Annotated in this window: 12 protein-coding genes; 10 read left to right on the forward strand and 2 right to left on the reverse strand. The window is 42.5% G+C overall.

Annotated elements, in window-relative coordinates:
• Positions 1 to 17: 17 nt before the first annotated feature.
• Both ACYVIL_RS00145 and ACYVIL_RS00150 read right to left on the reverse strand, forming a co-directional pair.
• A complete protein-coding gene (locus ACYVIL_RS00145; protein ID WP_460311143.1) occupies positions 18 to 548 on the reverse strand; it encodes a DUF3750 domain-containing protein in 531 nt (176 codons plus the stop codon).
• Between the two features lie 47 nt (positions 549 to 595).
• Entirely contained in the window at positions 596 to 1,285 is a 690-nt protein-coding gene (locus tag ACYVIL_RS00150) for a VIT1/CCC1 transporter family protein (RefSeq protein WP_460311144.1), read from the reverse strand.
• A gap of 236 nt (positions 1,286 to 1,521) precedes the next feature.
• On the opposite strand from ACYVIL_RS00150, the gene ACYVIL_RS00155 reads away from it, so the two are divergent.
• The 10 genes from ACYVIL_RS00155 to ACYVIL_RS00200 all read left to right on the forward strand — a co-directional run bounded on the left by ACYVIL_RS00155 (position 1,522) and on the right by ACYVIL_RS00200 (position 13,814).
• The gene (locus ACYVIL_RS00155; RefSeq protein ID WP_460311145.1) at positions 1,522 to 2,904 is read left to right on the forward strand and encodes an MFS transporter; all 1,383 of its coding nucleotides are present in this window, start codon (positions 1,522 to 1,524) and stop codon (positions 2,902 to 2,904) included.
• Between the two features lie 272 nt (positions 2,905 to 3,176).
• Complete coding sequence (locus ACYVIL_RS00160; protein ID WP_460311146.1) at positions 3,177 to 3,476, forward strand: FHA domain-containing protein; 300 nt, start codon at positions 3,177 to 3,179, stop codon at positions 3,474 to 3,476.
• Positions 3,473 to 4,282, forward strand: a complete 810-nt coding sequence (locus ACYVIL_RS00165) for a MotA/TolQ/ExbB proton channel family protein (protein ID WP_460311147.1) — start codon at positions 3,473 to 3,475, stop codon at positions 4,280 to 4,282. The genes ACYVIL_RS00160 and ACYVIL_RS00165 overlap by 4 nt, the downstream gene beginning before the upstream one ends.
• An 18-nt stretch (positions 4,283 to 4,300) precedes the next feature.
• Positions 4,301 to 5,074, forward strand: a complete 774-nt coding sequence (locus tag ACYVIL_RS00170) for an FHA domain-containing protein (RefSeq protein WP_460311148.1) — start codon at positions 4,301 to 4,303, stop codon at positions 5,072 to 5,074.
• A gap of 2 nt (positions 5,075 to 5,076) precedes the next feature.
• Positions 5,077 to 5,850: a PP2C family protein-serine/threonine phosphatase gene (locus tag ACYVIL_RS00175; RefSeq protein WP_460311149.1), complete on the forward strand. Its 774-nt coding sequence runs from the start codon at positions 5,077 to 5,079 to the stop codon at positions 5,848 to 5,850.
• 19 nt (positions 5,851 to 5,869) lie between these two features.
• Positions 5,870 to 7,387, forward strand: coding sequence for an FHA domain-containing protein (locus tag ACYVIL_RS00180; protein WP_460311150.1), 1,518 nt, complete (start codon positions 5,870 to 5,872; stop codon positions 7,385 to 7,387).
• Positions 7,388 to 7,446: 59 nt separating this feature from the next.
• Entirely contained in the window at positions 7,447 to 8,262 is an 816-nt protein-coding gene (locus ACYVIL_RS00185) for a vWA domain-containing protein (protein WP_460311151.1), read from the forward strand.
• Between the two features lie 15 nt (positions 8,263 to 8,277).
• Complete coding sequence (locus ACYVIL_RS00190) at positions 8,278 to 9,165, forward strand: serine/threonine protein kinase (protein ID WP_460311152.1); 888 nt, start codon at positions 8,278 to 8,280, stop codon at positions 9,163 to 9,165.
• 23 nt (positions 9,166 to 9,188) lie between these two features.
• The gene (locus ACYVIL_RS00195; RefSeq protein ID WP_460311153.1) at positions 9,189 to 11,231 is read left to right on the forward strand and encodes a PP2C family protein-serine/threonine phosphatase; all 2,043 of its coding nucleotides are present in this window, start codon (positions 9,189 to 9,191) and stop codon (positions 11,229 to 11,231) included.
• 12 nt (positions 11,232 to 11,243) lie between these two features.
• Positions 11,244 to 13,814 carry a M4 family metallopeptidase gene (locus ACYVIL_RS00200; RefSeq protein ID WP_460311154.1) on the forward strand — a complete coding sequence of 857 codons (2,571 nt, stop codon included), beginning with the start codon at positions 11,244 to 11,246 and terminating at the stop codon, positions 13,812 to 13,814.
• The last annotated feature ends 37 nt before the right edge of the window (positions 13,815 to 13,851 follow it).

Genomic DNA, 13,851 nt, shown 5'->3' on the forward strand with positions numbered 1-13,851 from the left:
AAAGTTTGAGACATCGTTTAATCGGCATATCCACTGCCGATGGCATTAAATGGCAGGGTAAGTTCTAATTCGGGCACCTGTAATGCAATCCAAGCAGGAAAGGTATTGCTGTTAGGTCCTGGAAAAATAGTATACTCATTTGCCCAAGGATAACGTTGGATAGCTGCCGATATTTTCGGTATCAGATCACTGGCTTTTTCACCTTGAATTGAAAGCAGCTTTTCAGGTTTTGCTCCGTACCAAAAACGGTCTGGTATCGGTGTCTGGTAACTGCGTAAGGCAGGAAGCCCGCTTTTGACTCGCCAGCCAACCACTTCATACACCGTATAATTTGGTGCATTTTGTGTTTTTATGGCAATCCAAGTATGCACCGCGAACCATCCTCGCCAACTGTATGCATCCGCAGCATAAACTTCGATACCCGCATTTTTATTAATTTCGGGGTTAGGTGCAATTCCAGCAGATTCTCTGCTTGCCGTGCGCCAGTTGTTGTTTGAGCAGGCATTTATCAGCAAGCCAGCCAAAATTACATATAGGATCTTTTTCATTTAACACCTTACACCAGTAGAATTTGTTGACTGTTGTGCATTGATCTTTACCCAGAAACTTGAAAAATATTGCCAACCGCAATGGACACAGCCATGGCTAATGAGCCCCAAATTAGCACCCGAATAGAGCCTTTTAAAATAGATGCGCCTCCAATATTCGCCGATACGCTTCCAAGTAGTACCAATGACAGCAATGAAACCAGCACAATTGAAGGGATTAACCAGGGACCGTTGACGACTAATACGGTTAAAAGCGGTAATAGTGCACCGGCGGTAAAAGACAATGCTGAAAACAACGCCGCTTGAAAAGGATTTCCCTGGGATTGTTCGGTAATACCTAGCTCGTCTCTAACATGACTGCCGATGGCATCTTTTGCCATGAGTTGCTTGGCAACCTGCATTGCTAAATCACCTTCCAGACCTCGTTCTATATAGATGTTTGCCAGCTCCTGTTCTTCGGCTGCCCAATGACGGTCAATATGTTTTTGCTCCAAGGAAATTTCGGCATGCTCGATGTCGGTTTGCGAACTCACAGACACAAATTCTCCCGCAGCCATAGACATCGCCCCAGCCACTAAAGCGGCTAGACCTACAATAAATAAGTGTTCTGCTGCAACTTGGGATGCGGCGATACCGACGATGAGGCTTGCCGTAGAAACTATGCCATCATTAGCGCCTAACACAACCGCTCTAATCCAGCCTATTCGGTCTGCTTTATGTTCGTGATTATAATCCATATGAAATTTATCTCTACTTCAGGAAAGGAATTGATTATCGGACGAGTTCATTGTTACAGAACATAATATTGCAAATATAAACACAGGCCAACTATAGCGGTAGTTTTATTGTTGTTAGCGCGCTGGCTATATTGTTAACTAAGGCATTATATTAATTGGATCTTAGAATTACTGTACAACTCTCAGTTGTTGAGTATGATCTTTTAATCATTCATTTTTGCAGGTATACAACGTTTTTGAACAAGCTCCCCGTCACCACAGTTGCCCTTATTGTTGTTTGTCTTGGTTCTTTCATTGGGCCATTAGGGATGGCGTCGGTTAATGTTGCAATTCCAAACTTAGCTGCCGATTTACATGCTAACGCTAAAATGGTGAGCTGGTTGCCCACGCTTTTTCTGCTCAGTAGTGTGGTTTTTATGCTGCCTTTTGGCAAGTTGGCTGATAACTACGGAAGAAAACGAATTTATACCATTGGCTTGGCATTAAATGCCTTTGCGTCTTTGATGTGTGCATTGGGCCAACAAGTAGAGTGGGTATTGTTCTGGCGCTTTGTTCAAGGCGCTGCTTCGGCTATGATCTTCGGAACTGGGGTGGCGATTTTAACTTCGGTTACTCCTCCCCATAAGCGGGGTGCCGCCCTTGGATTGGCCGCAGCATGTGTTTATATAGGATTGACCTTAGCACCAGCAATTGGTGGATTAGTGACTGAGATATGGAATTGGCGAGCGGTATTTTTATTTCAACTGCCATTAATTATGGTGCTATTGGCATTAATTAAGTGGGGATTACATGGCGAGTGGAAAAATGAAAATGTTGCTTCATTTGATTGGCGCGGTAGCTTTATTTTTGCTGTTTCTTCCACCTCACTAGTCTTCGGTTTTAGCTCCCTTCCTAAGCTACATGGATTCTTATTGTTGATCTTGTCTGTTATCACAATGATCTTATTTGTGTATCATCAAAGTCGGCACCATACTCCGTTAATTCGCGTTCAGATGTTTCGCGAAAGCCGTGTCTTTTCCATGTCTTTGACCACATCTTTATTGATGTATGGGAGTAATTTCCCACTAGCCTTTCTACTGAGCTTGTATTTACAAGTTGTACAAGGCTACAGTCCTGCAGATGCGGGGCAAATACTACTTTTACAAGCCTTTGCGATGGCCTTTTTAGCGCCGATGTCAGGGCGGCTTTCAGACAAAATTCAACCTAGATTTTTGGCCACATTAGGTTGTGCAATTGTCGCCTGCGGATTTTTGGTCTTGACACAAATGACCACTGCAACAGGGACAACTTATATTGGCGGCTCCTTGTTACTCATCGGAATAGGTTTTGGTTTATTTTCTTCGCCCAATAACAATGCCATCATGGGGTCGGTGCAAGACAGTGAACTCGGTGTGGCTTCTGCTACTTTAAATCTAGCTCGAACGATTGGTAACCTGTTGGGAATGAGCACAGTTAACTTATTAGTGCATTATTATCTTGGTGATAATAAGATTACGCCTGAACAAACTCCTGCGTTAATGAGCACTCTATCGTTAGCGTTTTATATATCCTTTATTAGCGTTATTGTTGCCACTTTGTTATCTGGTTTTCGCGGAAAAGCCGGTCAACAAAACACGTGACGAAAAGCACAACCAGTTTTTTTGGCTCACTTAAGTGGACTTAAAAGCCAGCATAAATCCACCGTTTAAACTTCGGTGCAAATTTTTTCCTTATCATCAAATTCCCAACTGAAAAACTTATATCATTGTCTTTAAAGGAAAAACAGTTCTAAACTTGGATCCGTTTAGTAATTGTTATTTTCCTTAAATAAATACTTGTTCGACTTTTAAACAACCGCTAATATGAAATTTGGAACCCAATATTCATTGCTTAAAAGTGCATAATTTTTCATATGTTTACTAGTGACACAGTTATTAGTGTGGGTCGTTGCGCGCAAACAAATGACGTTCATATTAATGATCCAAGTGTTTCTCGTAACCACTTACAACTAAGATTCAATAATTTAGACTTTATCGAAGTCAGAGATTGTGAATCGTCATATGGATCATTTTATTGGGAAGGGAATCAATGGCTTCAATTTGACGTTGTCACGTTAACTGCTAACGATTATATCGTTGTGGGTGAAACGAAACTTCGCATAATGGAAATCATGATCGCATATCAAATTAAGAGCAGGAGCCGTGGTATATGACCAGTTTGGAGAAAGAAGAATCTTACTATCGTCTGGTTGTGTTACTAGCAATGTCTTTCATTGCCTTTGTAATCATTATAATTGGGTTTGTTTTAACAGAAAAACAACCTAGCACCAGTACAGAAATGCGTTTAGCCGATATTCTTTTTGACCGCAGCGGTCCTTCTTATCCTTTTACCATTCAAAATCTAATGTGGCTGTTTTTCTTTGTCTGTGGCGGCGAAATATGGGTTCGTTGGCAAAGAGCTACCCAAGAAATTAATCAAATCAATCGAGGCTTAATCAGTGATGATGACGATGCCCTTTATCGCCCTAAAGATTTGGGACCAATCTATCAGGCAATAAAAGCGGACACCCTCGGCAGTCGTTTTTACCTGCAACGCTTAATTAAACGCGTAATCCTGCAATTTCAACTTTCTAGAAGCACTGAACAAGCGAATAACCTGATGAACTCCTCGTTGGAGTTAATGCAACATGAAGTCGATCTGAAATACACCATGGTGCGTTATTTGGTTTGGCTTATACCCACGTTAGGTTTCATCGGTACAGTGATTGGTATTGCTATGGCATTGTCTAGCGCAGGTGATATGCCGCCATTGTCTGATTCTGATGCTATCAAAGATTGGGTTGCCGTTATTACCATCAAATTAGGGGTTGCCTTTAACACGACATTATTAGCATTAATAATGTCAGCGGCCTTAGTGTTTTTTATGCATCTGGCACAAGGACGCGAAGAAAAAGCGTTAAATCAGGTTGGCCAGTATTGTTTAGACAGATTAGTAAACCGCTTAATAGTGGCAGATTAAAATTAAGGAGAATACACCATGAGCTTTAGGCTTGGTCCAGACGGGAAGCCCGTCGAAATAGAATCCAGTTTTGTTAAAAGTGATGATAAACCCAAACATTCAACCCCCGAAGGAGGCACCAAACCGCCTCAAGGTCAGTTTGGTGGGCAAGGTGGCAGGCCTAAAGAAGGGGCTACGCAGCCACCTGGAGTCGACTTGTTTAACCATATGAAATCTTCTGGTTCGGGGATGCGTCCAGGGGGAGTTGCCGTTTCACCTGAGCCGCCTACACGACCGGCCAATATTCCTGGTGGGAGTAACCCTGCAGGAAGTTCGGAACAAGGTACAATTCCGCCAAAAGGACAGGAACCTGCTCCCAAACCTGTGGTTGAAGAACCCAAAACCTCGATTAACTTCGGTGGCGCTAATATTGCCGTTAATGCAGGTGGGGATGCGTCTAATGCCAGCGCAGAATCTTTTGTGTGCGGATGGTTAGTTGTAGTGGATGGCCCAGGAAAAGGCAAGAGTGTGGTGATAGGTCCGGGGCAAAGTGCGATTTCACGCTCTCCTACTGAACGTATTACCTTGAATTTTGGTGATACTTCTATTACCTCTAAACAGCAATTATTAGTTATTTATGATGATGAAAACCGTGAGTTCATCGTAGCGCCAGGAAATGGTTCAAGTTTGAACCGTGTGAATGGGCAAATTGTCGCAGGGCAAACTGTTTTAGAAACAGGAAGCCTTTTAAAAGTTGGCGCAACGACCCTAAGGTTTGTGGCGTTTTGTGACCAAAATTTTAATTGGGAATAATGATGCTACAAATCTCCGTAGGATGGGCTCAAACCGTCGGAAAGCGAGACTATCAGCAAGATGGTGTAACCAAATTGGTTTGGCCCAACGGGTTTGCATTGACTGTTTTATCAGATGGTATGGGTGGGGCAGTACATGGTGAAGTCGCCAGTCAGCAAATTCTTCAAGCCTTTAATGACGCCTTTTGTAACAGTGAAGAGGAACATATGGAGGCACGTTTACAACTCAGTTTAAACGCCACCAATCAACATCTAGCCGAATACATTGTTGAGAATCCTGAATGCAATGGCATGGGAGGGACGCTAATTGCAGCGGCATTTACCGGTGAATACTTAGATTTTCTCAGTGTGGGTGATAGTCCTTTATGGCTTTGTCGAAATAACGCCTTACAACGCATCAATCAAGATCACTCAAAAAAATCGGAATTGATGCAGTTAGTTGACGAAGGTGTGATGACTGAAGATGACGTTGCCGTTCACCCCCAACGTAACCAGTTAACCTCAGCTGTTATGGGTTACGACGTCGACATGGTGGATATTAATAGTATTGAGTTAAAAGTAGGCGATATCGTACTTTTGGCCAGTGATGGAATCGAAAGCATTCCCGAACAGGATATTGCGACCATGTGTCACCGATTTAATCAATCTGACCCACAGGTATTGGCAGAACACATCGTTAGTTATGTCGATAGTCTCGACAAGGATTACCAAGACAACGCCACTGTCATGGTATTGAAGGTTTCTCAGGAAGCCGACTCGGAAGAAATAACTGAATAATATACGTAAGGAAATCGGCATGTTTTTGTCACCTAAATTGTTTGCACTACTGATATTGGCTTTTAGTTCGACAGTTTTTTCCGCTGCTGCAGAGTACGCGTATCAAATTGAAATAGAACGCAAAAGTGGTAAAACCATAACCGCCATTGCAACTAAAGTGAATGACCATCAATTTGTCACTGATGCTGAAGTTATCGATGGCGCTAAATCGATTTTTATTGTCGATAACTCGGTAAGCCCAGCAGCTAAAATACTGGCAACAGTGATTGTTGAAAATGAAGACAAACGTTTAGCCATTTTGTCTGCCAGTAACGTAACTGGTGAGCCAATTATGTTAGGGAAAGAAGCGCAAACCCTGGGTGAACAGCTAATTTTAAAAACAGATTCTGCCGAAATGCCATCAATTGTGCAGCGATTGGAACCGGTGAAAAACCTTTCTGAAGGCAATATCTATGTCCACACAGCCCTCTACAAAGACGGCCAGTGGGCAGCTCCATTACTGAATAATTGTCACCAGTTGGTGGGGATCAGTGTCTTTGAAACGGCTTTATTTGCGGGTATGAAAGCCCCTGAGAACATCGCATATGCACTGTCTACGCAAACGCTAAAGTCATTCTTAACTGAAAATAAGATCACTTTTAAGGTTGCTGATGAAGTCTGTCTCTCTGATGTTGAACAAGCTAAAGCAAAGGCAGATAAGGCCGCAAAAGACGCAGAAGAAGCCGCTAAACTTGCCGAACTTGCTCAAAAAGAAAAAGAAGATGCAGATTTGGCTGCAAAAGCGAAATTAGAAGAAGCGCAAAAGAAAGCCCAAGAGGCAAAAGAAGAAGCTGAAAAAGCACTGCAAGAAGCTAAAGATGAAGCCGCCAGAATTGAAGCTGAAAATTTAGAAAAACAGAAGAAAATCGAAGAAGCCATTAAGAAGGCTGAAGAAGAGCGTTTAGCGTTAGAAGAAGAGAAGAAAAAAGCAGAGCAAGCCGCAGAATTAGAAGCGCAAAAGAAAGCTAAGTCAGAACAGCAGAAAACCTACATTATGTTAGGTGGTGGCGTGCTGTTATTGGTTATGTTGTTGTTGTTCGTCATTTTGATGCGCAAGCGCAAAGAGGCCATGCAAGCTCAAACAGACGAGCTGCAAAATAAAGTGAAAGAAGCCAGTAGCCTTGCTCAAGAAAAAGATAATCTGGCGGGTAAAATCGCTGAGATGGAGAAATCTTTCAATGATATTTTATTCGATGGTACTACCGCCAAAGGTGATACGGTCAGAATTAAAATTAACGGAAAAACACTGGCTCAAAGTGAAGGGCAAGTCATAGGCCGCGAAAGCGCGCAAGTGGATTATGTTTTAGGTGAAAGTGAAATTTCAAGAAAACACTTAATGATTCGCTTGCATGAAAATAAAATCTATGTGGAAGACATGGGAAGTCAAAATGGTAGTTGGGTGAATGATGTACCGCTTACCCCAGGGCAACCAGTGGAACTCTCTAATGGCATGGATCTTCGCTTAAGCACTATCACGTTCAAAGTGACTGTACTTTAAATTTACTTAGTCGACAGCGCACAGTGCTGTCGGTGATGTAGTTAAAAGGGAATCGATACATGAAGCTTAAAAGTAGGGAAATCAATATCTTTAGCATGTCTGCTCTAGATTTGTTTGCTTCTGGAATGGGGGCGTTTATTTTACTCGCCGTTATTTCACTCCCTTTCTTTGGGAATGTGTCGAAAATTCCTACATCAGCACCGCAAAAGTGCCCAGAAGTGAAAGTGTGTCCTCCCCCTAGTACGCCAAAACCAGATCCTGTGCCAGCGCCAACTCCACCTGGTTTTCAAAAAATGCAAACACTTGATTTAGTGGTTGTGTTGGATGTGACCGGCAGTATGGGGCAAGAAATTAATGGATTGCGCGCTGAAATAGGCAATATTGCTCGTATTATTGAGATGTTATCGGATTCGGCTGCCATGCGCATCGTTGCTTTTGGCGATAAAAATTTTGATCGCCCCGTATCTCAATTTCCCCTTACACTGACCAAAGACATTGCCGTATTAAAATCCTATTTAGACCAAGTCAATCTTAACTTAGGTTTGGGGAGAGGGTTCAATCCTGGTGATAATGGTGAGTCTGTTTATGCCGGTTTTGAAGAAGGGTTAAATACGAAATGGCGTTCACAAGCGCAACGTAGAGTCATTTTTATTATCACTGATGATGAAGCCCATTCTGGCGAAGCTCGACCTTTAATGAGAAAAGTTCAGCAGTTTGCTAGCGAAAAATACAGTGTTTCGGTGCGCTATTCCGGTGATGAAAAACACGAAAAAGAGTTTTATCAGGAGTTAGCAGAAATAGGCTTAGGTAATTATTTAGACGCCTCTGATGGTTCTTTAACCGCGGCGTTACTCATCGCGCTCATGCCCAAGTAGTGCGAGATAAATACCATGACGCGAGAACTGCAACCCGGCAATCGAATACATCGTTATGTGATTGAGAAAGTACTGGGAAGCGGTGGCTTTGGGGTGGTTTATTTAGCTCAACACGCTTCTCTTGAGTATAGGGTTGTGATTAAAGAATACCTGCCCAATCAAATTGCCCATCGTGTTGATGGCGTGGTTAAACCATTCATGGCAGATTTAGTGCAAGTATATGAAACCGCTCTACAGCAGTTTAAACACGAATGTGAAACTTTGCTGACCTTAGATCATGAGAATATCGTTTATGTTTATGATTGCTTTTATGAAGCGGGTACAGCCTATATGGTGATGCATCAAGAAATTGGGAACACCCTGTGGGAAAGTTATGTACAACAGGTTGAAACCTATAATCAGCCATTTACGTGGCAGCAAGTTGGTGCGGTATTACCAGGGGTTATGGCAGGTCTTGACTATTTGCATCAACAAAATTTAGTACATAGAGATATGAAGGCCAGTAACGTTTTTTTACGTTCAGGATCTGAACTTCATCCGATATTGATTGATTTTGGCGCGGTAAAAGTAGCCGGCGGCTATGTCAGTCAACAAGCTCAAAATACCCAGTCTTATGCTGCGTTGGAACAAGAATATAATGTTTTTCCCATTGGCCCATGGACTGACATCCATGCGCTGGGAGTCATGATTATTGAGTTGTTGACAGGACAAAGGCCAATCAAGGCCTTTGACAGACATACCCAATCAGGCAACGGTGGTAGTGACCCGATTTTAATGTTGTTAGAGCAAGTAGCTCACTACTGTGGAGAAGATCTTGCCAATGCATTGTTTTACGCAACCCAACTGCAACCTGAGCATAGATATCAGAATATTAGTGAATTTAAAGCTGCGCTGCCTTTGTAGGGGCGCTCGCAAGGGAATTATACATGTCTAATAACCATATTATTTTTGAGAAATCTGAGCAAGCTGGTAGAGACTATAATCAAGACCGCTATGCTTACCATTTGAGTGATCACAACGATGATATATTTATTGTTGTTGCTGATGGAGTCGGTGGTACTGAGCAAGGAGAATTAGCCGCGGAAATTATAGCCCATAAAAGTGGCGAGTTCTGGCAAAAGCGCGAAGAGTTCTCGAACGGCGAAGATTTTCTAAAAGCTTTCTCTGATGCATGTAATTTAGCGATTAAACAAACCTGTGAACAAGGGGTATCCACTGCCGCAACCTTAACCGCATTGTTACTGTTAAAGGGGGAGTTAGTTTCAGCTCACGCGGGAGATTCACGAATTTGCCAATTTGATCAAAGTGGTAAAGTTAAGCAAACTAAAGATCATTCATTGGCTTACGCCAAATTTTTAATGGGGGAAATTGGTGAAGATGAATTGGCCACCCACCCAAGCCAAACCCAACTTTTAAATTGTCTAGATGGCAGTGAAAGTGCCCAGTGTGAAATTAACCATTGGCAGTTGGCCGAAGGTGAGTACTTTGCTCTATGTACAGATGGCTTTTGGGAAATATTTGATAATGATGAAATTTTAGAATTAATCAAAAATGAAAATAGAGATTACATATTCGCCAACCGAATCGATGAAATCTTGCAAACTAAACCGACGCAAGACAACACTACTGTGGTGTTGTGCCAATTAGATAAGTCTATAGCCCCTCCCATTATTACTAGTTATAAACCAACGGAAACTGAGGCCGAGCCACAAAGCTCCCTTGCCAGCAGCGAAAGGGTTTCTGAGCCAGCTAACAATTTGCCAGCTAACGGTGCGGCAGAGCAGGGTTCAAACTCATTACTCAATTGGAAGGTGATCCTGTTAGCGCTAGTCGCACTGATGTTGATCGTGTTGTTGTATTTTACTTATCGCAATTACACTCAACCTTGCTGTGCAAATGAACCTCCAGTAATAACCGAGCAACAACTTGAGCCTTCTTTTAATGGTGACGAGACGTCTGACTTGTCCTCCAGCGAGTTAAACTCTGAAGTTGACTCCAGCATTGGCGAAGAAGAAAGGCCGGCAGAAGAAATAGCCACTCAGGCTAACCAGACATCAGCAGAAGTCGAAGAAACACTAGAACCCTTAGCGTCCTCTGTAACTAATGAGGCAAAAGACACCTTCGATGACACTTTGGGTGAAGCTGAAGCGTCTTTGGATGATGTGGAAGACACTTTGGGTGAAGCTGAAACGTCAATGGGTGATGTGGAAGACACTTTGGGTGAAGCTGAAACGTCATTGGATGATGTAGAAGAGACTTTGGGTGAAGCTGAAGCGTCTTTGGATGATGTGGAAGAGTCGTTGAGTGAAAGCAAAACGATTGAAAGTGCTGAACAGATAAAGGATCAAGAATCCTCAGCATCCCCTGTGAAAACCTTTGTTGACAGCAGTGATACAGATCCTAGCGCTGATGCTAACGAAGAGGGCAATGTCTCTGGACCGGCAGATTTAAACGCGAATTTAGATTCAGCCCCAAGTTTGTCGTTAGACGTAGGGCCTGGAGAAGATCCCATTGCCAAGCTTGAAACTCAGTTAACCCAGGATGGCAGCCTCGCCAAAGGCAGTAAATTAGATCAAACGGATGTGATGAAAGATCAATATGCAGAAATCATCACCGTTCAATTAGAAGTGAAAGGTACACCAGTATACGGCGCTGTTTTACGTTACCAGAAAACCAGTTCAGGTATTGAAGTTATCGCTGGTAAAGTCAGTAATTTACCTCAGGTTCCAGATGCTCCAACCCATGATTTTGCGAGCTGCTTCAGTCAATACCAGCAAGGGCAAAGTCAACAGAATAAAACGGTTGAAAAAGGTCAGTCTGATCCTGTGCTTTATATTGATCCTGCAAGCTCAGGTTATTTTTGGTTAACAGATATTAAGATCAAAGAAACAGGACAGGCATATGATTTATTTTTGCTAGATGTAAGTTGTGAAGCACTCCGTCTAGTGTCTAAACACGTAAGCCATTAAGGAATATAAGTTGTGAAATACTTAACCTTAGTTGCTGTTTTTATTAGTTTCATCAGTGTTGCACATGGCGAGTTGGAAGAGCAGGCTAGTAGTGGTGGCACTCGGTTGCACGCTCCTCGTATAGAAACATCTTTTGCGCCTGTTGATACGCCGATTGTCACAGAGCAGGGGTTCAGCGCTTGGGTAAGTGATAATAAACAGCTTTTAGGGATGTCAGACGCAGCGCAGGTACAAGTACTGCAAAGCACCCAAGAAGACAATGGTTATAGTATTTATCGTATTCAACAACAATTAAATAATATTGATGTGTTTACCCATCAATCCGTCGTCATATTATCTGCAGGACAACCCATAAGTGCGCATTTAGTCACTACAGACTTATCAGCACAACCCCCGCCGGATATGGCAAGTTTACAACACACTGTTAGTACCACTTTAGCTGATTTGAAAATCGAATATCAGGATGAGCCTTTGCTTAAACCTGTTTATTTTAGAACAGCAAAAGCGCTAGTGTCGGCGGCTATAGTGCGCGGTAAATTCAAAAAGAACCAGTTAGATTATTTGTATACTTTGGTTATCTCCAGTGCCGGAGAAGTTCTGCAAACCATCCCCAATCGTCTTGATTTTAGTTATGGTTTGATTGACGTTGATGAAATGTGTGGCGCTTTGGGTTATCAACGTCCAACCACAATCGTTGAACTCTTGATTATGGCCGATGGTGGATATTTGCAAACTCATCCTCCTGCTCAGTCGCCATCGACGGCAAGTACCAATAGGGAACTAAAATTAGCCACCATGCTAGAAGAAGCGAATGCTTATTTGAAGGACCAATTTGGTCATCCTGGTATTGATAGAAACGATAAAGTCCGGGTTTTAGCATTTGTTGGACAAAATTTTTATGAGGAAAGTTTGAGTTGCGCTGGAAACAATACCACCAACGCATTTTGGACTGAACTTAGTGACACGCTTGGTTTAATGCAAATTCATGGGCCTTTATTACAGAACCCCGAAGTGATTATGCACGAACTTACCCACGGTATAGTCGCTTATGGCGCTGGCTTAGTTTATCAACAACAGTCAGGGGCACTAAATGAGGCTATAGGTGATGCAATTGGTGTGGGTTTCGTAAGTTGGAAGCATAATCGGATAAATTCTCCTGCTACTTCCGACTGGAAGTTAAAGTTGGGCAAAGAAGTCATACGTGACTTTGGTTATCCCACACGTGTTCAAAATATGCCTGATCACTACAGTGAACGTTATACCGGTAGCAAAGATCATGGTGGCGTACATATCAATTCCTCGATTATTAATCATGCATTTTACTTATTGTCTGAAGGCGGAGAACATCGACGTTTAGGGGGGGATAAGGTACCCAAAATAGGGATGAAGAAAGCCTTACAAATCTGGCAGTATGGCGCCACAAAAATTTTGACTCAAACCTCAGATTTCGAAGATGCGCGTTATGCTTTTGCTCGTTCAGCTGAAATTATTTTTGGTAAATATAGCGAGGAAAGAACGGCAGTTCATATGGCCTTTGACGCCATAGGTGTAAAAGGTCGCTGGACTAAAAATGTGCCGCCAGCACCAGCACCTAAACCTGATCCCAAGCCGGATCCTAAACCCGATCCCAAACCGGATCCCAAACCGGATCCAAAACCTGACCCTAAGCCCGATCCTAAACCTGATGGTAAGCCGAATGTTAGTAGCAAACTTACCACTGAGGTGATGCTGTTGACAGGTGTGTGCGTGTTTTTGTTGATTGTTGTGTTAATTATATTGCTCAAGCGGAGTCGTCCTGGCGAGCCTGAGAATCAAAAATATGCCCCTTATAATGTTAACCCTGGCTCTGCCTCTTTGCATAGTCAGTTGGAAAAGGGAGTTAAATCGAATCCAGTTATCGCTGGAAATTATGGTTTTTTTGTGGCTGATGATAGTTACTATGCCCTTTCTAATGCAGCATTAAATGAGAAAGGAATAACCGTTGGTCGAAGTGAATCAGCCACTATTCCCCTTGCTCACCCATCGGTATCCAGTTTTCATATCCGCTTATTCTCAAAAGAAAAACAGCTATTTGTTGAAGATTTAGGTTCTAGTTATGGAACCTTTATTAACGCTCAAAAAATAGATAAGCATCAAAGGGTTAAAGTTAACTTTGGGGATAAAGTTGTGCTCGCAGATTTACCTTGTCAGTTAGTTGAAAGTAAACCCTCCTTAAATCAGCAAGAGCACAAAAAGCCTGAGAGTTCATCCACTTTAACCTTAGTGACTGACAAGGGGCGTTTTAATCTGCACAGCGAGCAAGCACTAGGTGAAGGCGCGAAAATTGGTCGAAAAGAGACGTGTTCGTTGGTCATGCCACACAACTCCGTTTCAGGAACTCATGGTAAATTTACGTTTAAAAAGGGGCATTGGTATTTTCAAGATTTGGATTCGTCATACGGGTCATTTTTGCAGAAAAATAACAAGCCGGTCCGTTTAGAAAAATTCGTAGAACAGGAAATTGAAAACGGCAGCGTTTTGTATTTGGCCGATTTTAAAATTGAAGTGAAGATTCAACAGATGGAAGCAAAAGTCCGGCTGTAGTGTTGTTTAAATTATTTTAGGTAAATTAATTAGGGGT

The sequence above is a fragment of the Aliiglaciecola aliphaticivorans genome, assembly GCF_054782055.1.

Excerpts from the sequence above, each read along its gene's own strand:
- ACYVIL_RS00145 (WP_460311143.1), bottom strand. The coding sequence starts at position 548 with ATGAAAAAGATCCTATATGTAATTTTGGCTGGCTTGCTGATAAATGCC.
- ACYVIL_RS00150 (WP_460311144.1), bottom strand. The coding sequence starts at position 1,285 with ATGGATTATAATCACGAACATAAAGCAGACCGAATAGGCTGGATTAGA.
- ACYVIL_RS00160 (WP_460311146.1), top strand. The coding sequence starts at position 3,177 with ATGTTTACTAGTGACACAGTTATTAGTGTGGGTCGTTGCGCGCAAACA.
- ACYVIL_RS00165 (WP_460311147.1), top strand. The coding sequence starts at position 3,473 with ATGACCAGTTTGGAGAAAGAAGAATCTTACTATCGTCTGGTTGTGTTA.
- ACYVIL_RS00170 (WP_460311148.1), top strand. The coding sequence starts at position 4,301 with ATGAGCTTTAGGCTTGGTCCAGACGGGAAGCCCGTCGAAATAGAATCC.
- ACYVIL_RS00175 (WP_460311149.1), top strand. The coding sequence starts at position 5,077 with ATGCTACAAATCTCCGTAGGATGGGCTCAAACCGTCGGAAAGCGAGAC.
- ACYVIL_RS00180 (WP_460311150.1), top strand. The coding sequence starts at position 5,870 with ATGTTTTTGTCACCTAAATTGTTTGCACTACTGATATTGGCTTTTAGT.
- ACYVIL_RS00185 (WP_460311151.1), top strand. The coding sequence starts at position 7,447 with ATGAAGCTTAAAAGTAGGGAAATCAATATCTTTAGCATGTCTGCTCTA.
- ACYVIL_RS00190 (WP_460311152.1), top strand. The coding sequence starts at position 8,278 with ATGACGCGAGAACTGCAACCCGGCAATCGAATACATCGTTATGTGATT.
- ACYVIL_RS00195 (WP_460311153.1), top strand. The coding sequence starts at position 9,189 with ATGTCTAATAACCATATTATTTTTGAGAAATCTGAGCAAGCTGGTAGA.